The sequence below is a fragment of the Pseudoneobacillus rhizosphaerae genome (assembly GCF_917563885.1).
Taxonomy (GTDB): domain Bacteria; phylum Bacillota; class Bacilli; order Bacillales; family Cytobacillaceae; genus Pseudoneobacillus; species Pseudoneobacillus rhizosphaerae.
On sequence record NZ_CAKJTG010000040.1, the window covers coordinates 1 to 25,109 of the forward strand.

A 25,109-nucleotide genomic window follows, 5' to 3' on the forward strand; every position below is an offset into this window, starting at 1 on the left:
AATTAACGAAATACACTTGACTAATCGTAAGAAATAAGCGGAGATTTTCCGGTTAAATTCAGAATAGAGCTCTTTTCGGGGGATATAAGGGGAAGTTTTCCGCTTATGCCAAGAAAAATCCCCCATTTTCATGTATTTCGAGTCAATAGAATGAATATATCCGTCTATTTATGCTATTTTCAGTGCTATATGCTAATTAAGCGGAATTTTTCCGTCTATTTATCGGCTGGACCTTTTATTTGAATCTCCCAACTGATTGGAACAGATCCTCTCTAGTCTCCCCAACCGCATTTGACTAAAAACCAACCTAGTTAAGTTACTATGTTATTTAAGATTTGCACTTTAATAGAGAACCCGTTAGAACTTTTTGGGGGACCCCCTTTTTTCATCATCTTCACCAAAGGAAAACCACAGAATATATTATGCAGTGTTCTACTTGAATTTAGGGAGGAATATCTGTGTTTCAAAATTATAATTATCCAGATTATTATCAATATGGTTTTAGACAAACGCCTATGACAACAGGGGTTAGTCAACAATGTTTGCAGAGAGTTTCGAAGGCGGTTCAAGACGAGCGACACGATGAGCTTTTTTATCAATATTTGATTTCAAATGCACCAACACAAGAACAAAAACAAATTATTTCATCAATTAGAGATGACGAAAGAAAACATAATCAAATGTTTAGAAGAATTTATAGGGACCTTACTGGACAAGAAATACAGATAACAAGTGAACCTCAGTTTAAAAGACCAACCTCGTATATTGATGGTATTAAACAGGCTTTGTTTGGGGAATTACATGCAGTTGAAGAATATCGGCCGATTAGAGAATGTTTACCAGTAGCCTATAAGGATGCACTGTTTCTGATTATAACAGATGAGATAAAGCACGCATCAAAGTATAACTACTTATTTACGTTAAACAAATAAATCTCTTCCTTAAAGCCATTTCAATTGCTACAAATTTAAAACCTATTAATAACTTTAATATAAAAAATAATTGAGTTTAGAGGCCGGTTTCTAAAGAGAAGCCGGCCTCTTTTTTTTACAAGTTATTGAGACATGTAAGGGGAGTAAATGATTTTCTTTTCTTCCGTGTTGTCATAAAATTGTTCCTGAATTTCTTGATTAGCCTCATCGGAATTAGAAATTACTTCAGAAGAAAAACGTTCATTAAAGTCGTTGAATCGATCATTGATTTTTAAGTTTGCTTCATTAGTCGAAAGTTTGTTTTGATTTTCTTTTGACAATATTATCGCCTCATTTTATTAAATTAGTTTAATTAAAAGAAATGAAAAAACGCTATCAATATTATTGATAGCCTTAAATGGGGGAGATAAGAGATATGATTAACTAAAAGCAAAAATTTATTCAGAACATTATTTAAGGGTAATTTTTACTATTTAATAGGGTAATTTTTATATTTTTGAACAAAATAAACTTCATAAAGCATTAAAAATAGATAACTCCTAAAACAGTGAAAGCATTTTTATTTAGGTAAGAAAATTCGTCGAAGGATCCTGGGAGGAATATTAAATGAATAGGTATAAAAATTTAGTCATAACAGCGATTATGAGTGGACTCTTAGTTATTGCAACAGCATGCGGTACCGGTGGAACCGAGAATGCAGGAAAAACTACAGGTGCAGGCGAAGGAAATAAGCAACTATCAGGAGAGATAAAAATAGATGGTTCTTCTACCGTATATCCAATAATGGAAGCTGTTGCAGAAGAATATCAAATGGTTCAACCAGATGTAAGAGTATCAGTTGGACTATCTGGTACAGGTGGAGGATTTAAAGCATTCATTGCAGGAGAAACCGATATGAGTAATGCTTCTCGTCCGATTAAAGATGAAGAAAAAGCTCAATTAGAAAAGAAAGGCATTGGATATAGCGAGATAAGATTAGCTTTTGATGGTCTGTCCGTTGTTGTTAATAAGGACAACAATTGGGTTGATTATCTAACTATTGATGAGCTAAAGAAAATGTGGATTGAAGATGGTACGACAAAGAAATGGTCTGATATACGTAAGGGGTGGCCAGATGAAGAAATTAAATTCTATTCACCTGGTACAGATTCAGGAACTTTCGACTACTTCGATGAAGTTATTTTAGATGATCAACCAATTGTTGAAAAGGCAACATTATCTGAAGATGATAACATTCTAGTTCAAGGTGTTAAAGGTGATAAAAACGGAATTGCCTACTTTGGCTTTGCCTACTATTTAGAAAATAAGGAAAATGTAAAAATTGTACCGATTGATGGGGGTAAAGGACCTGTAGAACCAACAAATAAAACAATTGAGTCAGGTGAATACGCTCCTTTATCAAGACCCTTATACACATATGTAAAAAATGAGTCAGTAAAAAGAGCGGAAGTATATGACTATGCTAAGTTTCTCATTGAAAATGCTTCAGTATTAGCAGAAGATGTTGGATATGTTCGTCTTCCAAAGGAAGAGTATCAGAAAGACCTTGAAACTTTAGAAGGACTGAAGTGATATTAATAGTAATTAATGGGGAGCATATCATATATGCTTCTCATTTTTTTGTAAAAACGGGGGTCACTTAATGGTTTCAGAAAAAGGTTCTTTCTCTATTCAAAAACTAATTGAAGAAAAGAAAAAAAACAAAAGTGCACATACGATTATTGAAAAATTAGTCCCTTTTATCTTATTATTTACTGCTGTACTATCTGTATTAACCACATTAGGGATTGTATTCACGTTAATTTTTGAAACGTTTACTTTTTTTTCAAAGGTTTCATTTATTGAATTTATTACGGAGAAAAAATGGTACCCATTTTCAGAGACAAAAGGTACTTATGGAATCCTTCCGTTAGTGTCAGGAACGTTAAGGGTGACGTTAATTGCTATTATTGTTGCTGTTCCAATTGGTTTGGCCTCGGCAGTATTTTTAAGTGAATATGCATCAGAACGTACAAGAAGAATTATTAAACCTATTTTAGAGGTTTTAGCAGGAATTCCGACGATTGTTTATGGGTTTTTTGCTTTAACCTTTGTGACACCAATACTCCGTCAGTTCATTCCGACATTAGAAATTTTTAATGCACTAAGTCCAGGAATTGTGATTGGTATTATGATTACACCGATGATTGCTTCTCTGTCAGAAGATGCAATGACTTCCGTCCCCAATTCGATGAGGGAAGGTGCTTTAGCGCTTGGGTCAACGAAATTTGAGGTTTCGATGAAAGTTGTCTTGCCAGCAGCTATTTCAGGAATCGTTTCTTCCATTGTATTAGCCATTTCAAGAGCAATCGGGGAGACGATGATTGTCGCAGTTGCAGGTGGATCAACGCCTACATGGGGTTGGGATGTGACAAGTTCGATTCAAACAATGACAGCCTATATTGTTCAAGTAAGTACGGGTGATGCTGGATATGGAACGACTATCTATTATAGTATCTATGCAGTTGGAATGACATTATTTGTTTTTACCCTATTAATGAATCTCCTTGCACAATATATTTCTAAGCGTTTTAGGGAGGAATATTAATGAAATTAATTGATCATACAAAAGTTGTCGGACATATGAACCAAAGGTTAGTTAAGAACCAAGTTTACAAAGTAATATTTTTTATTGCTACAATGTTTGGTTTACTTATTTTAGGGATTTTACTGTATCGGATACTCACTCAAGGAGCTCACTATTTAAATTTAGATTTTCTTCAAAACTTACCTTCGAGAAGGCCTGAGAGAGCTGGGATTAAAACAGCTCTGATAGGAACAATTTGGTTAGTTGGTGTTACAGCACCACTGTCTTTATTACTTGGTGTAGGAACAGCTCTTTACTTAGAAGAATACGCCAAGAAAAATAGATTTACTGATTTTATCCAAGTAAATATTTCAAACTTAGCGGGTGTACCATCCATTGTTTTTGGGTTGCTTGGTTTAACTTTATTTGTTCGTGCTCTTGGCTTAGGCACTAGTGTTCTAGCTGCTGGATTAACCATGAGCTTACTTATTCTTCCGGTAATAATCGTTGCCTCCCAGGAAGCTATTCGTTCAGTTCCCAAAAATTTACGAGAAGCATCGTTCGGTATGGGGGCTACTAAATGGCAAACTATTGTTCGTGTGGTATTGCCTGCAGCCATTCCTGGTATTTTAACTGGAGGTATTTTAGCACTTTCACGGGCTATCGGGGAAACAGCTCCACTTGTCGTTCTAGGACTGCCATTGTTTATTGCTTTTTTACCTAAAACTGTTTTTGATACGTTCACCGTTTTACCAATGCAAATTTATAACTGGACAAGTCGTCCACAAGAAGAATTTCATGCATTAGCGGCTGCCGGAATTATTGTTTTGTTAATTATGCTTATTATTATGAATTCAATTGCTGTATTAATAAGAAATAAATATCAAAAGCGTTATTAATAGGATTGGAGGCTAATCAATGGCAAGTGTAATCGAACATATATCGGATGAAACAAATAGAGAAAACGTATATAAAACGAAAGAACTTAATTTATGGTACGGTGAAAATCATGCCCTAAAAAACATTAATCTTGATATAAACGAAAATGAAGTTACTGCCATTATCGGACCATCTGGATGTGGTAAATCAACCTATATCAAAACGTTAAATAGAATGATTGAGCTTATTCCTGGAGTGAAAACATCAGGTGAAATTTCTTATAGGGGAAGAAATATTTTGGATAGATCCTACAAAGTGGAGGATCTCCGTACAAAAGTTGGAATGGTCTTTCAAAAACCCAATCCATTTCCAAAATCCATTTATGAAAATGTAGTGTATGGTCCTAAAATCCATGGGATACGTGATAAAAAAATATTAGATGAAATCGTCGAAAAAAGCTTAAAAGGTGCGGCAATTTGGGACGAGGTAAAAGATCGGTTAAATCAAAATGCTTATGGGTTATCAGGAGGACAACAGCAAAGATTATGTATTGCGAGATGTTTAGCGATTGAACCGGATGTTATATTAATGGATGAACCAACATCTGCTCTTGATCCTATTTCAACATTAAAGGTAGAGGAACTTGTACAAGAATTAAAACAAAATTTTAGTATTATCATCGTTACGCATAATATGCAGCAGGCTGCTCGTATTTCTGATAAAACAGCTTTCTTTTTAAGTGGGGAAGTCATTGAATTTAATTTAACTAATAAAATCTTTTCTACTCCTTCTGATAAAAGAACAGAAGATTATATAACAGGAAGATTTGGATAAAATTTATCATTATGCAGTGAAAGGAGACTTCATGAATGGCAATTAGAGAAAAATATAATACAGAATTAAAAGAACTTCAAAATAAATTAACGGAGTTAGGTCATTTTTCTATTGATGCTTTAGAGAAGGCGGTAATAGCATTAGAGTCCCAAAATGTTGATTTAGCTTTAAAGATTATGGAAGAAGATACAAAAGCAAATATTTTAGAGGAGGAAATTAATGATGCTGCTATGCTGCTAATAGCCAAACAACAACCGGTAGCAATTGATTTAAGAAGAGTAATTGTCGCAATCAAAATAGCCACTGATATTGAGCGCATAGCTGATTTTGCCGTTAATATAGCTAAGTCTACCATCCGCATTGGAAATGAACCATTAATTAAACCCATTGTACATATAAAAAAAATGTATGATCTTAACCGCGACATGCTACGTTTATCAATAGAGTCATACAACGAAGAGGATCTAGATAAAGCCAAAAGAGTATCAAAAATGGATGATGAAGTAGATTCTCTATATGGTGAAACAATTAAGGAGTTACTGCAAATTAATTTAGAGAAACCTGAATTTAGATCCCAAATAACCCAACTTTCATTTATTTGCCGATATCTAGAACGATCAGCTGACCATATGACGAATATTGCCGAGCATGTTTTTTACATGGTTAAAGGAAAAAGATATGATTTGAATACTTAACAAAAATAGAGGAGTAAAAATATCCTACTCCTCTATTTTTTCTTACTTACTTTGGCATTGAAAGGGATAAGTGGCTGGAATCAAGATAGCAACTACCAGGAGTAGATTTACATATCCTTTTTATTTCTGTCGCTTGATGAACGATTTCATCTTTTTGAAAATAAGTCTTTTCCCTTGATTCGTGACTACTGAAATGGATAGAGATAACAGTGGGATTTTCCTTTCAATCCCCGATCGATCTTCGGAAAAAACAAATTTTTGCTCTAAGTGTTCTTGGGAATAGAAAGTAGGAAGCAACTGATCAAACTTTTGAATAATGGAGTGACAGCATTTTTCATAATCGTAATGATATAGGATTGCGAGAAAATCGTCTCCACCAATATGGCCTAAAAATCCGTTTGCTTCTTTAACGATACCTTGAAGCAAAGACGCTGTAGCTTTTATTACTTGATCACCTTTTGTAAAACCATAGATATCGTTGTATGTTTTAAAATAATCAATATCAATATAAAGAACAGTGAATGCTTCTTTTTCAAGAAGATCGTTTAACTGTTCATCTATTAATAAATTTCCTGGTAAACCCGTTAAGGGGTTTAAATAGCTGGCTATTTGAGTTTGGACCTCGGCAAACTTCATTAGTAAACGACTGATGCTTACAACACCAACAAAAAGACCATATTTTGTGATAATAACATAATCATATAGTTCTTCTTCTGCCCTTTGCATTGCTAATTTACTCACTTCAATAATGGAAGTAGCATAGTCAACTATTAATATGTGTGTATTCATTAGTAGTTCAATGGATTTACCAATATATAAGTTATATCCATATAGAGAGCCCAATTTTTGATAAAAATTAGTTCGAGTCACAAGCCCAATCGGGACATCCTTTTCCACTACTACAATTCCTGAGCACTTCATATCTTGTTTGAACAATCCATCGATTTGTTGATTGGAAGCGAGGGCATGGACTGTTGGAACTAATTCAGCTATTTCTCCTATTAATCCTGCCATTAGATTCCCCCCTTGATTAGTTTCAAGTAGATTCTATTTTAAGCCTATACTAAATTACTGTTTATTTTAGGATGAGGTTTACCAAGAGCATAGCCTTGCCCCAGATGAATACCTTCTTGTTTCAAAAAGTATAAATCCTCTAGTTGTTCAATACCTTCAGCAATAACTGACGTATTCGATTGATTAGCAAAATTCAGAAGCAAGCTGACCAATTTTTGCTGTGACACATTATCAACAATGTTATGAATGAGCGACCTGTCTAATTTAATAAACTCAGGACGCAGATGGATAATTGTTTTCAAGCTATTATAGCCTGTCCCAACATCATCAATCGCTAGTCGAAACCCCTGTGAACGATAATTATTAAGCACTTTCTCAAACATTTCAAAATCGGTAACAGCTTTCTTTTCTGTTAATTCAAAGACAATTTGGCTAGGTTTTAAATCAAACTCCTGCAATAACTGAATGGTTTCTCCTGGTCTATAATTGGAATCAATTAAAACATCTGGATGGATGTTAATAAATAATAATTTATCTTTTTCGCAAGGTGTCTCTTTCAAATTAGAAGAATACTTTTTAAGTGAGGTATTTCTACAAAATAATTCAAATAGAAACACTTGATTTGTATTTCCTATGTATTCGTAAAAATGATCTGTTGAAGGGAAATATTTAGAAAATGGTGGTCGATTTAAAGCCTCATATCCGACGATTTTATCTGAGTCTAAATCAATAATCGGTTGAAAAAAGGTAGTCAAAGCATCGCTCCTCATTATCTTGATTAACTCACGATATTTCAATAAATCGTCCAGTCCACTTTTTCTTTTCTTTAGTAAAAAGACAAAGTATGAGAAGAGAGCATTACTATTTAAATTCTGGTTGTTATACATATAGGACTCCCTTTTCTTTTTTTGAGAAATACCAGTTCATTTAATCATACATAACAGTTGTAAAGTGAATTTTAAGATATTGTAAATTTTGTAATTTCAATAGAAAGTACTTCAAGGTAGTAACGCTGTTCGAGTAAAGTTTGTATTTTTGAAATCTTTACAAAATTTTAATCTTCTCTTTAAATTCATTAAGTATAGTAGATTAAGAGATATCGAATAAGAACGGACAAAAAACTACTAATTATTCGGAGATCGATTAGATGAAAAATACCATACTAATAATAGATACAGAATTAAATAATTATCAAAGACTAAAAGAGCGGTTAGAACAATTACAGTTTTCCGTTCATACATTCTCAGATAATAAAGAAGGACTTTTCGCTATTGTTCACATGAAACCTGACTTAATTATTTTTAATTTCCATCTATTTCTCCTTTCTGAAAAGAACTTCAATGAAGAAAATAATAGACATATATGGTCTACTCCCATCATCATGATAAGTTCATCAAAAAAAGAAGAAGATCTCCTTTTTGCATTTAATATGGGGGCAGCTGACTACCTAACAAAGCCCATTCACTCAAGAGAATTAGAGGCAAGAGTAAAAGCTATCCTAAGACGCATCGAGATGAAGGATAATGCCCCAACAGATCAAATTAAAATAGGAGATTTTGTCCTAAATTCAAATGAATATATGATAGATTTAAAAACGCATAAGGTTAATTTGTCAAAAAGAGAATTACAAGTGCTTTTGCTCATAATAGAACGAAAGATTATTTCGAGAGAGGAAATTTTAAAATGTATTTGGGGCGATGATTATACGAGTGACAGCAGAATTGTTGATGTAATGGTCAGTCATCTAAGAAGAAAAATAGAAAAAAATCCAAAAAAGCCTCAATACATAAAAACGATAAAAGGTTATGGATACCGTTTTGACGAGCCTCGAAATTAAAGAAGTAAACCCTGCGCTGTTTAAATGAGGCATCATCGAGTAATAGATGGTGCCTGTTTTTTGTTTTGAAAAAAGGCACACAAAATAGGAAGCATATTTAATATGCTTCCTATTTTGAAATAAACAATTATTTTAATCCCTCTAACGTTTCAAGTGCATTTGTATATTCCTCCTCTGGAAGGCGAACATAGCCTACTTCTTCGGATAAATCAGCTGCGTTTTCAATTACGAATTTCGTATAATCATACACATCTTCTTTAGAAACTGAATCATTTTTAACATAAGTAAATAATGGTCTTGATAACGGAGCATATTCACCAGATTCAATTGTTTCATTTGTTGGTTCTACAGGGCCGCTACCACTATCGATTGGTACAACCTTTAGTTTATCTTTATTTTCTAAATAGTAAGCATAGCCAAAGTAACCAATCGCATTTTTTTCACCCGTAACACCTTGAACTAGAATGTTATCATCTTCAGATAATGTTGCCTTTTCAACAATTGGTTGATCATCAAGGATTACTTCATCGAAGTAGTCAAAAGTACCAGAATCTGTACCAGGAGAGTAGAATTTAATTTCTTCTTCTGGCCAACCTTCACGAATATCAGACCATTTTCTGGTCGTACCATCTTCAATCCACATTTTCTTTAGCTCATCAATTGTTAAATGATCAACCCATGTATTGTCTTTGTTAATGACAACAGAAAGACCGTCAAAAGCTAATTTGATCTCTGTAAAATCAATTCCTGCCTCTTCAAGTTGAGCTTTTTCCTCGTCTTTAATAGGTCGAGAGGCATTACTCATATCGGTTTCACCAGCAATAAATGCCTTAAAGCCTCCACCAGTACCAGACAACCCAACTGATACTTTAACATCAGGTTGTACCGATAAATATTCTTCAGCGATAGCTTCCATAATTGGATAAACCGTTGAAGAACCGTCAATTTTAACTTCTCCTGAAAGTTGCTTGTTTTCTGTGTCAGAGTTAGATTTTGATTCCTCTTGTCCACATGCTGCAGAGAAAACCAACACCCCACCCATCATGACTGAAAGTGCTAACTTTTTTAAGCTTGTCATTTCTATTTCCCCCTAAGTGATTTAGATGATTATTCTCACAGTTAGAATATTAAACCTCAACTATTAATCTGGTTTTAACGTATTGTAAAGATTTTATAAATTTAGAAAATTATGTAGAAGAAACAATGAAAGTCGGAAAAATCATAAATAATGGAGGATTCTAAAAAGGGAGAGGGTTACAATGCACTAATATGTGACTTCAATGCATTTAACAAAATTGTAAAAGGTATTAGAAAAACATTAAAATGGATAATAAGACATTTTAAAAATGGTTGTAAAGGAGAAGAGTAAAATGCGGACATTTATTGATGCAGTAAACCAAATCAAAAGTGAACTAAATATAGTAGAAGATACTACAAATCAAGCGAACAATTGGGCGAAAATCACTGTTCAGATTTTAAATGAAAATGTAAATATATTGGTATTAAAATCAACTGTTACAGGAACTGACCGTGCTAAACCTCAAATTAGGGTGTTCACGGAAAAAATCCTTCAGGAAGTCAACGAATCCTTAAATAATAATGAACGATTCTTTTGCTTTGTCCATTGTTCCCATGATGAAACCACTCTAAAATTCAATCATATTAAACCGAGTGACTACATCGTTTCGTTAGAAAGTGATTGGAGTAGTGCTGGAGGTAGAATTGATATCAGGAGTGTATATGATTTTCTAGAAGAACATCCTGAAGTCCATTTTAAAAAGTTAAATAAAACGGAGCATAGTACGAAGAGTATCCTTCAAGCTGCTATCTTCAAAAATACAGACAATGGTTTTGAGTATTTTGAGCCATATATTAGCTTTTTCGATAGTAGATTAATTAGTAGAGATGAGACTGTACCTGATGATTTAGCTGATGAAGTGACAGAGCAAGTGGAACAAGCTACTTTAACTAATTATGGTATAAATAAAATTTATTTTGGTGCACCTGGAACAGGGAAATCATTTAGTATACAAAAATTTATAAGAGAAAATGGTATTCCTAATTTTGATGAAAAGAAAGGTCATCCAAACGTCTTTAGAACCACTTTACATCCTGAATTTAGCTATTATGATTTTGTAGGACAAGTTATGCCGGTAGTTACTCCAATCTCAGAAGGTTCGATTGAAACGAAAATTGAGTATGGCTTTGTGCCTACTATTTTTACAAAAGCGCTTGAACGTGCTTTTTTAGATGGAGTTAAGGATCATCAGCCAGTATTTTTAATATTAGAAGAAATGTCACGCGCCAATGTTGCGGCTGTTTTCGGAGATTTATTTCAATTACTAGACAGAGACGTTGTAACAGGGGAAAGTGAATATAGAATCAACAATGATTTAATTTCAAATTATGTATTCAAAGAGGACCGGCAAATTTTCATTCCAAAAAACTTATTCATTATTGGAACAGTGAATACGAATGATCAAAATGTCTTTGTTATGGATACTGCCTTTAAAAGAAGATTTGAATTTGAGTACGTAAATGCAAATACTATTGTATACGATGAATCAGGACAACCACTTAACAATTTTAGTTTCACATTAAAGGATAAAGATAATGAAATAACATTAAACTGGGCTACATTATATCGATCATTAAATACGTTTATTACCAAAAAAGAAGAGAATGGCGGGCTAGGCTTAAAAGAAGATAAACAACTTGGTCAATTCTTTATTAAATTCCGCGAAGCTGATGCGGAATATAACTTTAATCAAATTAAGGGCAAGCTTTTGCAATACCTATATGAAGATATAGAAACCGTTTCATATTCCAGTACCTCTCTCTTTAAGTCAGACATTAGTAGCTTTGGAGAGACTTATATAAAGATTTCTGCATATCAAAACATTTTTTCAAATGAATTCTTAAATACCTATCAAATCATAGAAACAAACGATCTAATGGAAGGTAAATAACTAAATGTACAATAACAAATTTTATGTTGTGCAAGATGGAGAGTTTGTAAATCCAAATACAAATCACCTGTTTTCTAACGGTTTAGATCCGAAAGATTTCATAGTCAATCAGGATGGTGAGCGATATAATTTCGTCGGATTTATTTTTAATAGCGAAAAGATTTTAATCAGCTTTCCGAAACATAGTTTCAGTTCCACTGATTTGGAAAAGTTACCTCAAAATAGTGTAATGCTAAATAAGTATATTCGAATTTTATTTAACTGCATTAAAAGAACAGTCAATAATAGAAATGATAAATATGTAGGCATTAGAAATGAATTGAATTCGGATTATCCATTTATCGATTTTCTTGAAGTATATAAATACTATAAGAGGTATGGACTATTCACTAATGAGAAAGAGATAAAGAAATTTGGTTATGCGGGGAGAATTTCTTGGAAAGATACGATGAATAAATCGCCCAAAATAATAAATAATCATAACTTGTTATTTTTGCCGCTAATCATTAAAGAAAATATCGAGCAGCATGTATTTATTAGTAAATGTATGGCTTATGTGATTGATTCGACGTTAGAGAGGTTCTCTTTGTTCTTGGAAGGGGAAAAAACAAATTTACATACGAGGGATATTGATTTTTCAAATACCTCTTTAGTTATCACACAGCTCAAAAAAGTGAAACGAACATTATTTAAAAATATCCATCAACATCTGGTGGATTCATTAATTTCCTTTTTTGAACAGGAAAAGACTAAAGGTGGCAATTATCAATTAAAGATTTACTCCTTTCATCTCATTTGGGAAAGTATGATTAAGGAATACTTAAGAACCAAATTTTATGGATTAAATGATCGATTAGAAATAGAATGGTCTGATTCTGCGAGAAACAATCACTTTGAAAAAAAGGTAGCTTATCCAGATATGAGAGGTATGAATGGGTTTAGTATCGAGCCGGATTATTATTTAATTTTAAATAACAAAAGATATATCTTTGACGCAAAATATTATCAAAAGCTAACAAAATTGGATTATAAACAAGTAGCCTATTACTTCTTATTAAAGCACTTCGAAACAAATAGAGATGTAAACGGAAATATAATCAATGAATTAGAAACGTATAATGCTCTAATTCTGCCGACGGAGTATGAAATATATAGTGAAGTCCATTTTGAACTTAACCCTGAATATAATGTAAATGAGAGTAAATTTGTTATAATGGCTTATTATCTTAATACGCTTAAGGTAATGGAACATTATACAAATGCAAATTGATGTTGTTCCAAAAATGAAATTGGGCAGTGTTAATAATGCGGATATGAGGAATTTAATCCTTTTCTTTCATATATTGTTTCATATGGCAGAGAAGGAGCTAATCATATTGAATTGGAATAACATAGGTTTCATCATATGCAAGCCTGATGCAGTGTACTTGAATTTTGAACAAGAAATTCTGTCGTTTCTACAGCAAAAAGGATTAGAGATTCTTGCTTGTAACTATGTGACCATTACACCAGATTTATGCAGGAGTTTATATTGGAATGAAAATATTGATTTTACAGATAAGTGGTGGGAATTTGAATCGGAATTCTTTTATTTAGGAGAAAGTTTATGTGTGCTCGTTCAAGGTACACACGAAATGCCTTATAAATCGGTTTCTGATTGGATTGACCGAAAGTTAAAGGGTGACAACAAGCCTGAAAGCGCAAGGAGTGAGACAATTCGCAGCTCATTTGGAGCGATGAATAGGATTTTTAATTTATTTCACTCTTCAGATTGTACAGAAGCAACAAAAAGAGAAGCATCATTGTTTTTCTCGGCTGAAAAGCTAAGAGGTTTAGATCAATTGGGTACTCCGTGCTTAGTTAAACCTAAAAAGGAACGTAACCTTGATATGGTAGAAGTATATTTTCGAATTAAAAGGCATTGTATTCAAGTCTCGGACTTGAGTCCTAAGGTGAAGAGGAAATATGGAGACTATCTTGACGATAAGATACGCCAAGCCTTGAGTGTAAGTAATTCCAAAAAGCAAGTGTGGCTGTTCAAAACCTTGAAGGAAGAATATCGTTTGTTTTATGAGGATATTCATGAAGACATTTTATTGGAAACCATTACGGACTACAAATACTTTACTAAAATAGATTTTAATGCCCTATTTCGATCTTTTGTTGAAACTGGACTAAAGCTCACGAAATGGGAATTGTGCTTATTAAAAACAACCTTGTTTTTTGCGCCAAGTAACTTTTAAAAGTACAGGTAGATACTGTTGAATTTATTTACTTTGCGCAACTTTGCTAGGCTTATTTCCTTCATTTGGATATAAGCCTTTTTTATTTGACTGAAATGTAAAAATGATGGATGTATAATAAGCTACCTTCTTTACTTAAACAGTTCAATTTCTATTTGGAAAAATCCACCTATAGAAATTTCGAAACTTTTTACTAAGAAAAACGTCTAATATTTATGGGCAAAATCTAAATCTCTAACAAAATCCTAGATTTTTTACAGGGATTTGCCAATAAATCCCGAATAATAATCAATAGTGATATTTGTCATGTAAATATATGTAAGGGGGAACATATTGTGCGTAATCAAATGAATCCACAAATAGAAAGAATCATTCAAAATATAGAAAAAGTTATGATTGGGAAACGAACAGTCGCTGAGTTGAGTTTAGTAGCATTGTTAGCGAATGGACATGTTCTTTTAGAAGATGTTCCTGGAGTAGGGAAAACAATGATGGTCCGTGCTTTAGCTAAGTCAGTAAGTGCAAAATTTAAACGGATTCAGTTTACACCTGATTTATTGCCATCAGATGTAACGGGTGTATCGATTTATAATCCGAAAGAAATGGAATTTCAATTTAAACCAGGCCCGATTATGGGGAATATTATCTTAGCAGACGAGATTAATCGTACTTCACCAAAAACACAATCTGCTTTATTAGAAGGGATGGAGGAAAGTAGCGTAACGATTGATGGGGTGACTCATATTTTGGATAAACCGTTTTTCGTTATGGCTACTCAAAATCCAATCGAGTATGAAGGAACGTATCCATTACCAGAAGCTCAGCTCGATCGATTTTTATTAAAAATGCAAATGGGCTATCCGGAAATGGATGAAGAGATGGAAGTTTTAAATCGAGCTCAAAAGACCCCACCAATTGAAGAATTAGAGCCAGTTGTCAGTTTATCAGAGTTAAAGCAATTACAGCTTGATATTAAAGATGTGTATGTTGATGAAACGATAAAAAGATATATAGTTGAGCTTGCACAGAAAACCCGTACCCATAGTAGCGTTTACCTAGGGGCAAGTCCACGTGGTTCGATTGCGTTAATGAAGGCGTGTCAGGCTTATGCATTCATGTACAACCGTGATTATGTGCTTCCAGATGATGTTCAATATTTAGCACCATTTGTTTTTTCGCACCGTCTCATTCTAAAATCAGAAGCAAAATTTGAAGGGATTACGGCTGAAGAAATTGTCAAACGTGTAATAGCCAGGGTACCTGTCCCCGTCCAAAGGCTTGTGAAGTAAATGAAAAAGGTAATAGAAAGGATCCAATTACCATGGAAGCTACTAGTATTGTCCATGTTAGTAGTGATTACATTTTCCTATGCAATGTTTCAAGGTGGATTTGTAAGTTGGTTTTTGTTTTTTAGTTTTTCACCCTTTGTTCTACTAAGTCTAGCTGTCTCGTTTTATCCTCTTAAAGACATAGAGGTTAAAAGAGTATTAACAAAGACGGATTATCATGCAGGAGAGCCCCTTAAGGTTCAAATTCAGTTAAACCGAAAAGTTAGATTTCCACTCTTATATCTTGTGGTGGAAGATCTTTTACCTGTGCGATTAAGTTTCGCACATCAAGTGAAAAAATCTAAGATCATATTGATACCTGGATTTAAAAAGGAATTCTCTTTTGAATATGAATTAGAAAACTTACCACGAGGTGAACATCTTTTCCATGAGGTGCGATTAAAAACAGGTGATCTGTTAGGATTAATAGAAAAAGAGCAAAAAATGACAACACCGAATCAAATCATTGTTTACCCTGCCTATACGGAGATGCTTTATCGACCTTTTGAAAATCATTATGAGCAAGGGATGACTGCATCTCGCGAGCGCGTACAACGGGATACATCGATTGCGATTGGTGTTCGAGAATACCAGCCAGGAGATCGTTTCTCTTGGATTAACTGGAAAGCCTCCGCCAAACGAAATGACATCATGACAAAGGAATTTGAACAACGGCAATCTCATGATGTATTAGTAATAATGGACTGTAATCAAGATAATCGCTTTGAATTCGTTGTTTCGTTTACAGCCTCGATTGTAAGGGCCATCCTGCGTAAAGGAGCACAAGTTGGCCTTATTAGTTATGGTGTTGACCGGACTTCTTTTCCAATAAGAGGTGGAGAAGCGCAACAGCATCAGATTTTTTATCATTTAGCTAAAATTGAAGACACTAGCAAACTGCCATTAGATCGTGCACTAGAGTTAGAAAGCTTTTTAACGCAGCAAAATGCTTCTATTCTTTTAGTGACCGCACAATTAACGAAACCTTTACTCGAAAAAGTAAGCTTTCTATCGAAACGAAAAGGAACAATCGTCATTTTCCTTATGAAAGAAGCAAAAGGGTCATTGTCCTCCAATGAATTATCTTTAAAGTCGATGGCATCGACGAGAGGAATTCGTGTTGTGTTAGTACACGAGGGTCAGTTTGCTAATGCCTTTTCGGAGGTGAGCCGAGGATGAGGACAGTAAACTCGAAGCGAGATTGGGGAACCTTTTTTCTATATGCCTTTGGCTTTGTTTTACTATGGGAATGGATTCGACCACTAAAGGAATTAACGGATACAGGATATTTATATATGTTTATCTTTTATATTTTCCTTTCCTTTGTTATGGCTTTCTTCCATGTAAGAATGTGGATCAGTTCTCCTATTAAAATTTTTTATATTCTTAGTTGTGTGCATGTTTTATATTTAGAAGAAGCTTTCTTTTCGCCAACGTGGTTCAAGGGAATCTTCGCGGATATAATAAATAACTTCGGATTAGTTTTAGCTGGAGAATGGGTAGAGTTAACTAATGTGTTTCGTACCATTATGTTTTTCGTGTTAATTTGGTTAATGACGTATTTAATTCATTATTGGCTCCTGAATCGGAAACGAATCTTTCTGTTTTTTGTCGTAACCTTGATTTATATTACGGTTTTAGATACTTTTACTCCGTATTCAGCTAAAGAAGCAATTATTAGAACAATTGTAACTGGATTTGCAGCCATGGGGATTTTAACGTTGAATCGAATTTTGACTAAGGAAAACATCGGAAGAGACTTTTCCTTTTCGAAAAGGTGGATGACGTTATTATCTTGTTTAATTGTTCTAAGTGTAACGGTAGGATTAATTGCACCAAAAGCTGAGCCAATTTGGCCAGATCCCGTGCCTTTTATTAAATCACTAAATGATAAAAGCGGGGGAGGGACCAAGACAATTGGTTATGGTGTAGATGATTCACAGCTAGGAGGAGATTTTGTTGGCGATAACAAAGTCGTTTTCAGGGCTGAAGTGGAGTCGAAGCATTATTGGAAGGTGGAAACGAAGGATTATTATACAGGTAAAGGCTGGATTGCTTCCGATAGGCAGTCTGAACGAATCACTTTTCCAATTGAGAGTGTAGTCCCGATTTATGATTTTGAAGGTGATGTGGAAGTACGTGAACAGGAAGCGATTATTGAACCGTTTATCTCGTATCCTCATCTCGTGTATCCGTTTGGTGTTCGTCAAGCTCATGCTTTGGACATGGAGTTTCTAGAGTTTGACCCGTCCATAGAGAAGATATATTTTGAAAATAATAGAAGTACCATTGGACGTTACAGCCTGTCTTACAAGGTTCCAAAGTATAGTGTGACAAAGCTAAAACAAATAACATCTTTCCAACAGGCCAGATTAGATCGGATGTTCACTCAAAAATATCTCCAGGTACCTGCAACTCTTCCAGTAGAGGTAAAGAAGCTAGCGGAAGAAATAACCAAAGGTCATGAAACTTGGTTTGATAAAGTGAGGGCCGTTGAGAGGTATTTTGATCAAGCAATGTTTTCGTATAGTCAGAAGGATGTTGCCGTTCCAGGACGTAATGAAGACTATGTAGCTCAATTTCTTTTTGATACAAAAGTAGGTTACTGTGATAACTTCTCAACCTCGATGGCTGTTATGCTTCGGACCATAGGGATACCAACACGTTGGGTAAAAGGTTATTCAGGTGGAGAATATAAGCAACTTGGAAGCAACAGCCGAAAAGTATATGAAGTTACGAACAATAATGCCCATTCTTGGTTGGAGGTTTATTTTCCAGGCTCAGGTTGGCTAGCATTCGAACCAACGCCAGGTTTCAGCAATAATGTATCTTTAAATTTTGATACGTATAAGCAAGAAACACCAAAGGCTGAGACGCCTGCCCCTGTGAAAAAACCAGAACCTGTTAAGCCTGATCGAAAAGAAGAAGTGGATAATAAAGCTACTTCTACATTTTCTTTTAAATTGTTTTGGTTAAAAATAAAGCTGTTCTTTAAAAATGAATGGGAATGGATTTTAATAACTGGTTTGGCGTTAGCGCTATTGGCAGTGATTATTTACCGAAAGCGTTCACGTTGGTTACCGCATTATCTTTTATTCCGATTTAAGTTTAAAAAGAATGATGATAGTTTTGGTCTCGCCTACGTTGCGTTATTAAAGCAACTAGAATTATATGGACTAAAACGGAAATCTGATCAAACCTTAAGAGATTATGCTAAGTATGTAGATACCTTTTTCTCTACAAGAGAAATGACTCGATTAACGGACCGGTATGAGCTTCTTCTATATAAAGGTGCTCTAAAGAATGGTACTTGGGAAGAGACAAAAGAATTATGGGAAAATTTAATTAAAAAGACAATCGCTTGACCTATAAAAGTTCCTACGGTTAAAATATGAATAATTGTATAGCACCTTCGTATATCCTCGATAATATGGATCGAAAGTTTCTACCGAATCACCGTAAATGATTTGACTATGAAGGGCAGGAATCTTTTTTTACTGAACTGAAACTAGAATTCTGCCTTTCTATTTTTTTTAATGGAAGGGCAGATTCTAGTTTTTTTTCTTTTTTTTTAGTAGTTGAACAAAGTTTTGGGAATAATACGATTGTTATTTTTAGAAAGTGGTGAACAGTCATGAAACAAGTGCAGAATCAAGAAATGATCGTCGTGCTCGATTTTGGTAGTCAATACAATCAGTTAATTACTCGTCGTATTCGAGAGTTTGGGGTTTATAGTGAATTACATCCGCATACGATTACAGCTGAAGAAATCAAAGGGATGAACGCAAAAGGGATTATTTTTTCAGGTGGACCTAACAGTGTGTATGATGAAAATTCATTCCGATGTGACGAAGCGATTTTTGAATTAGGGATTCCGATTTTAGGGATTTGCTATGGAATGCAGTTAATGACCTTGCATTTCGGAGGAAAAGTAGAGAAAGCAAAGCATCGTGAATATGGAAAAGCTAGCATTGATGTGAAAAATAATTCACTTCTTTTCAGAGACCTGCCACAGCAACAAGTGGTTTGGATGAGCCATGGTGACTTAGTTGTCGAAACTCCGAGTGATTTTACAGTAGATGCAACGAGTTCGTCTTGCCCAATAGCAGCAATGAGTAATATGGATCGAAATCTATATGCTGTTCAGTTCCATCCCGAGGTTTTGCATTCCGTTTACGGGAATGATTTATTGAAGAACTTTGTTTTCAGTGTTTGCGAATGTTTAGGCGATTGGTCGATGGAAAACTTCATCGAGGAGAAAATCGCTAAAATCCGTGAAACAGTTGGGGATAAACAAGTACTTTGTGCATTAAGCGGTGGAGTGGATTCATCCGTTGTCGCAGTACTTATACATAAAGCCATTGGTGACCAATTGACTTGTATTTTTGTTGATCATGGTTTATTGCGTAAGGATGAAGCGGAAGGAGTTATGAAGACTTTTTCTGAAGGTTTCCATATGAATGTCATCAAGGTGGATGCGAAGGAACGATTCCTTAGTAAGTTGAAGGGTGTTTCTGACCCTGAGCAAAAGCGTAAAATCATTGGCAATGAATTCATTTATGTATTTGATGATGAAGCAACCAAGCTAAAGGGAATAGAATTTTTAGCTCAAGGTACACTTTATACCGATATTATTGAAAGTGGAACAGCAACGGCACAAACGATTAAGTCACACCATAATGTTGGTGGACTTCCAGAGGATATGCAATTTACGCTTATCGAGCCGCTTAGTACATTATTTAAAGATGAGGTTCGTGCTTTAGGTACAGAACTTGGTATTCCAGATGAAATCGTTTGGAGACAGCCATTCCCAGGTCCGGGCTTAGGGATTCGTGTATTAGGTGAAATTTCTGAAGATAAGCTAGAGATTGTCCGTGAATCAGATGCAATTTTACGAGAAGAAATTAAAAACCATGGCTTAGAACGAGAGATTTGGCAGTACTTTACTGTCTTACCTGATATCCGCAGTGTAGGGGTTATGGGGGATGCTCGTACTTATGACTATACAATTGGGATACGTGCAGTTACTTCCATTGATGGGATGACATCAGACTGGGCTAGAATTCCTTGGGATGTTCTCGAGGTCATTTCAACTCGAATCGTTAATGAAGTCCCACATGTAAATCGGGTTGTTTATGATATTACGAGTAAGCCACCTGCAACTATTGAGTGGGAATAACGGGAAAAGCGAAAGCGGCCTGATCAGCCCCGACAAGCATAAGACACTCCGTGAAAGAAGGCGTAGTTTGCCTTCATTCGCGGAGAGGCTTATGACCTCGAGGGGCTAGCCGCTGTAGCTAGACAAGGAAAAGAGGTAGCGGCTTGATCAGCCCCGACAATCATAAGACACTCCATGAAAGAAGGTGTAGTTTGCCTTCATTCATGGAGAGGCTTATGACCCAGGAAAAAGGGGTTCTATTTTTCCCCTCGAGGGGCTAACCGCTGACTGGATGTCTCCAAAAACACGAACGTTTAAAACGAACATTTAAAAAATGTTCGTTTTTTCTATTGACTAGGCATTAATATCTAGTTATAATAAAGATGAAATTAAATATGTCGATTTACGTCGTATAATGTTGGGAATATGGCCCAAAAGTTTCTACCGAGCTACCGTAAATAGCTTGACTACGAGGTAATTGTTTAAATCTTTAAGGGTCTTACATGCACTTATATTATTCCAATCCCTTATTATTTACACATGCCTTTAGTCAACGCTTCGGTAGATTAGCCGAAGCGTTTTTTATATTTTTATAGACTTAGGGGGAAAAATAGTGAAGAAGTATTTCCAGTTTGAAGAACTTGGAACAAATTATCGTCGCGAGTTTATGGGAGGGTTAACGACTTTTCTAGCGATGGCTTATATTCTAGTCGTCAATCCGATTACTCTTACTCTAGCAAATATTGAGGGTTTACCAGATTCGATGCGAATGGATTACGGAGCTGTATTCGTTGCAACGGCTTTGGCGGCAGCAATAGGATCCATCATCATGGGGTTGTTGGGGAAATACCCACTAGCACTTGCGCCAGGTATGGGCTTAAATGCATTCTTTGCGTATACAGTAGTATTAGGTAGTGGAATCCCTTGGCAGCATGCTCTAGGAGCGGTATTCATTTCAGGTGTATTTTTCTTATTATTAACAATGTCTGGCTGGCGTGAAAAAATCATTAACGCGATTCCGATTGATTTAAAACATGCGGTTGGCGCTGGAATTGGATTGTTTATTACATTTGTCGGTTTTACAAATGCAGGAATTATTGTAAATAATGATGCCACTTTAGTAGGTCTAGGCGATTTATCTAACCCAAATACATTGCTTGCGATTTTTGGAATTGTTGTTACGGTTATCTTAATGACAAGAGGAGTTAAGGGTGGGGTATTTTTTGGAATGGTACTTACGGTTATTGTAGGTATGATCTTTAACTTAATTGATACTCCAGACGGAGTTATAGATTCAGTTCCAAGCTTAGAACCAACGTTTGGAGCGGTGTTCTCATCCTTTGGAGATAGCTCTTTTTATACAACTGCTATGTTGGGAATTGTGTTAACATTCTTGTTTGTCGATTTCTTTGATAATGCTGGTACATTAGTTGCTGTTGCCAATCAGGCTGGATTAATGAAAGATAATAAACTACCTCGCGCTGGTAGAGCATTATTCGCTGATTCAATTGCATCAATTGCAGGATCTGTTTTAGGAACTTCTACTACAACATCTTATATTGAATCATCTGCAGGGGTTGCGACTGGGGCAAAAACAGGATTCGCAGCTTTAGTAACGGCAGGATTTTTCCTTTTATCACTATTTTTCTTTCCATTATTAGAAGTAGTGACAGCGCCTGTAACGGCACCTGCGTTAATTATTGTAGGGGTATTAATGGTCTCTTCTTTAGGGAAAATTAACTGGTCTCGCTTTGAAATTGCTGTTCCAGCCTTTTTAACGATTATTACAATGCCTCTATCATATAGTATTGCAACAGGAATTGCTGCTGGGTTCATTTTCTATCCATTAACAATGATCGTAAGTGGAAAAGCGAAAGAAGTTCATCCGATTATGTACTTCATGTTTGCTGTTTTCGTAGGTTATTTCATATTTTTAGTATAGGGTACTATGTAAAACAGTTCTAAAGAAATGCTTGACTATAATTGGTATAAAGCAAGGCAAGGCTTTTGGTTTACTAATTAACGTAGGCATGAGTAAAAGAAGTTAATTGAAATGGAAAATTTGGGGTAATCTATCCTTAAATCTATCCTTTCATAATTTCTTTTTCTCATGCCTTTTTTATTTGTTTTTGTAATCCTTTATTTGAGGGTGACTTTTTTACCTCTTGTGAAAAAAATTAAAGGAGGAATAATCAGATGTTTAAAAACGCATTTGGTGTTTTGCAAAAAGTAGGTAAAGCGTTAATGCTACCTGTAGCCCTCTTGCCAGCTGCTGGTATCTTACTTGCCTTAGGTGCGGCACTAAAAAACCCAGTATTAATAGATATAGCACCATTCTTAAATAACGATGGTGTGAGGATGGTTGCTTCTGTCATGCAAAGTGCAGGGGATGTAGTATTTGGTAACCTTGCCTTACTATTTGCAGTAGGTGTTGCTGTTGGTTTAGCGGGTGGTGAAGGAGTAGCAGGTCTTGCAGCTATTATCGGATACCTCATTATGAATGTAACAATGGGAACCGCTTTAGGAATAACAGCTGAAGATGTAAATGGATTAAACTATGCAAGTGTATTGGGGATTCCAACCTTACAGACAGGTGTATTTGGTGGTATTATCGTTGGTATTATAGCAGCGGCCCTCTATAATAGGTTTTATGAAATTGAATTGCCTTCCTATTTAGGGTTCTTTGCAGGAAAACGATTTGTTCCAATTATTACAGCTGGAACGGCAATATTACTTGGTTTATTAATGTTATTGATATGGCCGCCAATTCAGAATGGATTAAATGCATTCTCGCAAAACATGGTTCATGCTAATCTAACCACTTCAGCTTTTGTGTTTGGGGTTATTGAACGTTCTTTAATTCCTTTCGGGTTACATCATATTTTCTATTCTCCTTTCTGGTATGAGTTTGGTGAGTATGTAACTAAAGCAGGAGAAACAGTTCGTGGGGACCAAAGGATTTTTATGGCTCAAATTCTAGATAATGTACAAAACCTAAGTGCAGGTACTTTTATGACAGGTAAGTTCCCGTTCATGATGTTTGGTCTACCAGCAGCAGCTTTAGCGATTTATCATGAAGCTCGTCCAGAAAAAAAGATTTTAGTTGGAGGGTTAATGGCATCGGCAGCATTAACATCTTTCCTTACAGGTATTACAGAGCCGATTGAGTTTTCATTCCTATTTGTAGCACCACTTCTTTTTGGGATTCATGCTGTATTTGCTGGATTGTCATTTATGATCATGCACTTATTAGATGTAAAAATCGGGATGACGTTCTCAGGTGGATTAATTGACTATATCTTATTTGGTTTAATTAATCCGCAAACTAATGCATGGTTAGTTATTCCAGTAGGTTTAGTTTTTGCAGTGATATACTATTTTGGTTTCCGTATTGCTATTCGAAAGTTTAACTTAAAAACTCCTGGACGCGAAGTTGCTGAGGATGAAGGTGAAGTATCTACAAATAAAGCGGGAGATCTTCCTTATAACATTTTAAATGCAATGGGTGGAAAAGAAAATATTACACACTTAGATGCTTGTATTACACGTTTACGTGTTTCGGTTAATGATGTTAAGAGTGTAGATAAAGGGCAATTAAAGAAATTAGGCGCAGCGGGAGTTCTAGAGGTAGGTAATAACATTCAAGCAATTTTTGGCCCGCGATCTGAAACGATTAAAGGTCAAATGAAAGATATTATGAGTGGTAAAAAGCCAATTGCAGTAGAAAAGGCTCCTGAAAAAGGTGTTGAACAACAAATTGAAGAGGTGAATCCTGAAGCGCTACAAACAGAGCATCGTGGCGATGATCGATTTATTTCGCCTATTAAGGGAGAAATTAAACCAATTACGGATGTTCCCGACCAAGTTTTTTCTGGAAAAATGATGGGTGATGGCTTTGCGATTGTACCGACAGAGGGGACGATCGTGTCACCAGTAAACGGAAAAGTAATTAATATGTTCCCTACGAAACATGCTTTAGGTTTATTATCAGATTCGGGAAGAGAAATCTTAATCCATGTTGGTATTGATACGGTCAAGTTAAAAGGCGAAGGCTTTGAAGGGTTAGTATCTGAAGGTGATCGGGTAGAAGCAGGGCAACCCTTATTAAAATTCGATTTAGAATTTATAAAAAACAATGCTCCATCCGTTATCACTCCAATTGTGTTTACAAACTTGGGGCAAGGCGAAAGTGTACGTATTAATAAAACAGGTAATATTAATCATAAAGATGAAAATGTAATTGAAATAGTTAAGGAATAGGTTAGAAAACTGACTCTAAATTAGGGTCGGTTTCTTTTTATAGTAGTAATGCAGTTTTATTGTTGCGTATGGGTGGATTTTCCATGTATAGGATTGTTGACTTCGAGTGATAGCGGTGATATTATAGTTTAAGTCGACAGCGACACAAGTTATTAACGAAAAATAAGTTGTTGACATTGTAATAACGAAATGATATATTAATAAAGTCGCTTTTGAGCGATGGACGAAATTGTTCTTTGAAAACTAAACAACCAAACAATAACAAATTAAGTGAAAACTTTCTTCTAAGGAAGTTGGAACTAAGCCAGAGTAAACTTTATGAGCTAATCAAACACTTTATTGGAGAGTTTGATCCTGGCTCAGGACGAACGCTGGCGGCGTGCCTAATACATGC

Annotated in this window: 20 protein-coding genes and 2 riboswitches; of the genes, 16 read left to right on the forward strand and 4 right to left on the reverse strand. The window is 35.2% G+C overall.

The window, feature by feature from the left end:
• Nucleotides 1-458: 458 nt before the first annotated feature.
• Nucleotides 459-932: a ferritin-like domain-containing protein gene (locus LRP83_RS21585; RefSeq protein WP_230498900.1), complete on the forward strand. Its 474-nt coding sequence runs from the start codon at nucleotides 459-461 to the stop codon at nucleotides 930-932.
• A gap of 122 nt (nucleotides 933-1,054) precedes the next feature.
• Here LRP83_RS21585 and LRP83_RS21590 read toward each other — a convergent pair whose 3' ends face one another.
• Nucleotides 1,055-1,252: a hypothetical protein gene (locus LRP83_RS21590; protein ID WP_230498901.1), complete on the reverse strand. Its 198-nt coding sequence runs from the start codon at nucleotides 1,250-1,252 to the stop codon at nucleotides 1,055-1,057.
• A gap of 286 nt (nucleotides 1,253-1,538) precedes the next feature.
• On the opposite strand from LRP83_RS21590, the gene LRP83_RS21595 reads away from it, so the two are divergent.
• The 5 genes from LRP83_RS21595 (at nucleotide 1,539) to phoU (ending at nucleotide 5,906) form a co-directional block, all read left to right on the forward strand.
• A complete protein-coding gene (locus LRP83_RS21595) occupies nucleotides 1,539-2,504 on the forward strand; it encodes a PstS family phosphate ABC transporter substrate-binding protein (protein WP_230498902.1) in 966 nt (321 codons plus the stop codon).
• 70 nt (nucleotides 2,505-2,574) lie between these two features.
• Nucleotides 2,575-3,519, forward strand: coding sequence for a phosphate ABC transporter permease subunit PstC (pstC, locus tag LRP83_RS21600; protein WP_230498903.1), 945 nt, complete (start codon nucleotides 2,575-2,577; stop codon nucleotides 3,517-3,519).
• Complete coding sequence (pstA, locus tag LRP83_RS21605; RefSeq protein ID WP_230498904.1) at nucleotides 3,519-4,397, forward strand: phosphate ABC transporter permease PstA; 879 nt, start codon at nucleotides 3,519-3,521, stop codon at nucleotides 4,395-4,397. The genes pstC and pstA overlap by 1 nt, the downstream gene beginning before the upstream one ends.
• 19 nt (nucleotides 4,398-4,416) lie before the next feature.
• Nucleotides 4,417-5,211, forward strand: coding sequence for a phosphate ABC transporter ATP-binding protein PstB (gene pstB / locus LRP83_RS21610; RefSeq protein ID WP_230498905.1), 795 nt, complete (start codon nucleotides 4,417-4,419; stop codon nucleotides 5,209-5,211).
• A gap of 35 nt (nucleotides 5,212-5,246) precedes the next feature.
• Nucleotides 5,247-5,906 carry a phosphate signaling complex protein PhoU gene (gene phoU / locus LRP83_RS21615; protein ID WP_230498906.1) on the forward strand — a complete coding sequence of 220 codons (660 nt, stop codon included), beginning with the start codon at nucleotides 5,247-5,249 and terminating at the stop codon, nucleotides 5,904-5,906.
• 120 nt (nucleotides 5,907-6,026) lie between these two features.
• On the opposite strand, the gene LRP83_RS21620 is transcribed toward phoU, so the two are convergent.
• Together LRP83_RS21620 and LRP83_RS21625 are read right to left on the reverse strand one after the other, a co-directional pair.
• Entirely contained in the window at nucleotides 6,027-6,920 is an 894-nt protein-coding gene (locus tag LRP83_RS21620) for a GGDEF domain-containing protein (protein WP_230498907.1), read from the reverse strand.
• A gap of 44 nt (nucleotides 6,921-6,964) precedes the next feature.
• Nucleotides 6,965-7,807, reverse strand: coding sequence for an EAL domain-containing protein (locus LRP83_RS21625; RefSeq protein WP_230498908.1), 843 nt, complete (start codon nucleotides 7,805-7,807; stop codon nucleotides 6,965-6,967).
• A 260-nt stretch (nucleotides 7,808-8,067) separates the two neighbouring features.
• On the opposite strand from LRP83_RS21625, the gene LRP83_RS21630 reads away from it, so the two are divergent.
• Nucleotides 8,068-8,757, forward strand: coding sequence for a response regulator transcription factor (locus LRP83_RS21630; RefSeq protein ID WP_230498909.1), 690 nt, complete (start codon nucleotides 8,068-8,070; stop codon nucleotides 8,755-8,757).
• A gap of 127 nt (nucleotides 8,758-8,884) precedes the next feature.
• Here LRP83_RS21630 and LRP83_RS21635 read toward each other — a convergent pair whose 3' ends face one another.
• Nucleotides 8,885-9,835 (reverse strand): PstS family phosphate ABC transporter substrate-binding protein, encoded by a 951-nt coding sequence (locus LRP83_RS21635; RefSeq protein ID WP_230498910.1) that lies wholly within the window; start codon nucleotides 9,833-9,835, stop codon nucleotides 8,885-8,887.
• Nucleotides 9,836-10,127: 292 nt separating this feature from the next.
• Between LRP83_RS21635 and LRP83_RS21640 the strand changes: the two genes are divergently transcribed.
• The 9 genes from LRP83_RS21640 (at nucleotide 10,128) to ptsG (ending at nucleotide 24,715) form a co-directional block, all read left to right on the forward strand.
• On the forward strand, nucleotides 10,128-11,726 hold the full coding sequence (locus LRP83_RS21640; RefSeq protein ID WP_230498911.1) for an AAA family ATPase: 1,599 nt from the start codon (nucleotides 10,128-10,130) through the stop codon (nucleotides 11,724-11,726).
• A gap of 4 nt (nucleotides 11,727-11,730) precedes the next feature.
• Nucleotides 11,731-12,996: a hypothetical protein gene (locus LRP83_RS21645; RefSeq protein ID WP_230498912.1), complete on the forward strand. Its 1,266-nt coding sequence runs from the start codon at nucleotides 11,731-11,733 to the stop codon at nucleotides 12,994-12,996.
• 106 nt (nucleotides 12,997-13,102) lie between these two features.
• Nucleotides 13,103-13,969, forward strand: coding sequence for a nucleoside-diphosphate kinase (locus LRP83_RS21650; RefSeq protein ID WP_230498913.1), 867 nt, complete (start codon nucleotides 13,103-13,105; stop codon nucleotides 13,967-13,969).
• Nucleotides 13,970-14,301: 332 nt separating this feature from the next.
• Nucleotides 14,302-15,258, forward strand: coding sequence for an AAA family ATPase (locus tag LRP83_RS21655; protein WP_230498919.1), 957 nt, complete (start codon nucleotides 14,302-14,304; stop codon nucleotides 15,256-15,258).
• Complete coding sequence (locus tag LRP83_RS21660; protein ID WP_230498914.1) at nucleotides 15,259-16,476, forward strand: DUF58 domain-containing protein; 1,218 nt, start codon at nucleotides 15,259-15,261, stop codon at nucleotides 16,474-16,476.
• Entirely contained in the window at nucleotides 16,473-18,662 is a 2,190-nt protein-coding gene (locus tag LRP83_RS21665) for a transglutaminaseTgpA domain-containing protein (protein ID WP_230498915.1), read from the forward strand. The genes LRP83_RS21660 and LRP83_RS21665 overlap by 4 nt, the downstream gene beginning before the upstream one ends.
• 27 nt (nucleotides 18,663-18,689) lie before the next feature.
• Nucleotides 18,690-18,791: riboswitch (purine riboswitch) on the forward strand.
• Between the two features lie 140 nt (nucleotides 18,792-18,931).
• Entirely contained in the window at nucleotides 18,932-20,476 is a 1,545-nt protein-coding gene (gene guaA, locus LRP83_RS21670) for a glutamine-hydrolyzing GMP synthase (RefSeq protein WP_230498916.1), read from the forward strand.
• A 367-nt stretch (nucleotides 20,477-20,843) separates the two neighbouring features.
• Nucleotides 20,844-20,945: riboswitch (purine riboswitch) on the forward strand.
• Nucleotides 20,946-21,068: 123 nt separating this feature from the next.
• Entirely contained in the window at nucleotides 21,069-22,397 is a 1,329-nt protein-coding gene (locus LRP83_RS21675) for an NCS2 family permease (RefSeq protein WP_230498917.1), read from the forward strand.
• 254 nt (nucleotides 22,398-22,651) lie between these two features.
• Nucleotides 22,652-24,715, forward strand: a complete 2,064-nt coding sequence (ptsG, locus tag LRP83_RS21680; protein ID WP_230498918.1) for a glucose-specific PTS transporter subunit IIBC — start codon at nucleotides 22,652-22,654, stop codon at nucleotides 24,713-24,715.
• Nucleotides 24,716-25,109: the final 394 nt, after the last annotated feature.

Bases quoted from the DNA above. Each gene is read 5' to 3' on its own strand.
- LRP83_RS21595 (WP_230498902.1), top strand. From the start codon at position 1,539: ATGAATAGGTATAAAAATTTAGTCATAACAGCGATTATGAGTGGACTC.
- pstC (WP_230498903.1), top strand. From the start codon at position 2,575: ATGGTTTCAGAAAAAGGTTCTTTCTCTATTCAAAAACTAATTGAAGAA.
- pstA (WP_230498904.1), top strand. From the start codon at position 3,519: ATGAAATTAATTGATCATACAAAAGTTGTCGGACATATGAACCAAAGG.
- pstB (WP_230498905.1), top strand. From the start codon at position 4,417: ATGGCAAGTGTAATCGAACATATATCGGATGAAACAAATAGAGAAAAC.
- phoU (WP_230498906.1), top strand. From the start codon at position 5,247: ATGGCAATTAGAGAAAAATATAATACAGAATTAAAAGAACTTCAAAAT.
- LRP83_RS21620 (WP_230498907.1), bottom strand. From the start codon at position 6,920: ATGGCAGGATTAATAGGAGAAATAGCTGAATTAGTTCCAACAGTCCAT.
- LRP83_RS21625 (WP_230498908.1), bottom strand. From the start codon at position 7,807: ATGTATAACAACCAGAATTTAAATAGTAATGCTCTCTTCTCATACTTT.
- LRP83_RS21630 (WP_230498909.1), top strand. From the start codon at position 8,068: ATGAAAAATACCATACTAATAATAGATACAGAATTAAATAATTATCAA.
- LRP83_RS21635 (WP_230498910.1), bottom strand. From the start codon at position 9,835: ATGACAAGCTTAAAAAAGTTAGCACTTTCAGTCATGATGGGTGGGGTG.
- LRP83_RS21640 (WP_230498911.1), top strand. From the start codon at position 10,128: ATGCGGACATTTATTGATGCAGTAAACCAAATCAAAAGTGAACTAAAT.
- LRP83_RS21645 (WP_230498912.1), top strand. From the start codon at position 11,731: ATGTACAATAACAAATTTTATGTTGTGCAAGATGGAGAGTTTGTAAAT.
- LRP83_RS21660 (WP_230498914.1), top strand. From the start codon at position 15,259: ATGAAAAAGGTAATAGAAAGGATCCAATTACCATGGAAGCTACTAGTA.
- LRP83_RS21665 (WP_230498915.1), top strand. From the start codon at position 16,473: ATGAGGACAGTAAACTCGAAGCGAGATTGGGGAACCTTTTTTCTATAT.
- guaA (WP_230498916.1), top strand. From the start codon at position 18,932: ATGAAACAAGTGCAGAATCAAGAAATGATCGTCGTGCTCGATTTTGGT.
- ptsG (WP_230498918.1), top strand. From the start codon at position 22,652: ATGTTTAAAAACGCATTTGGTGTTTTGCAAAAAGTAGGTAAAGCGTTA.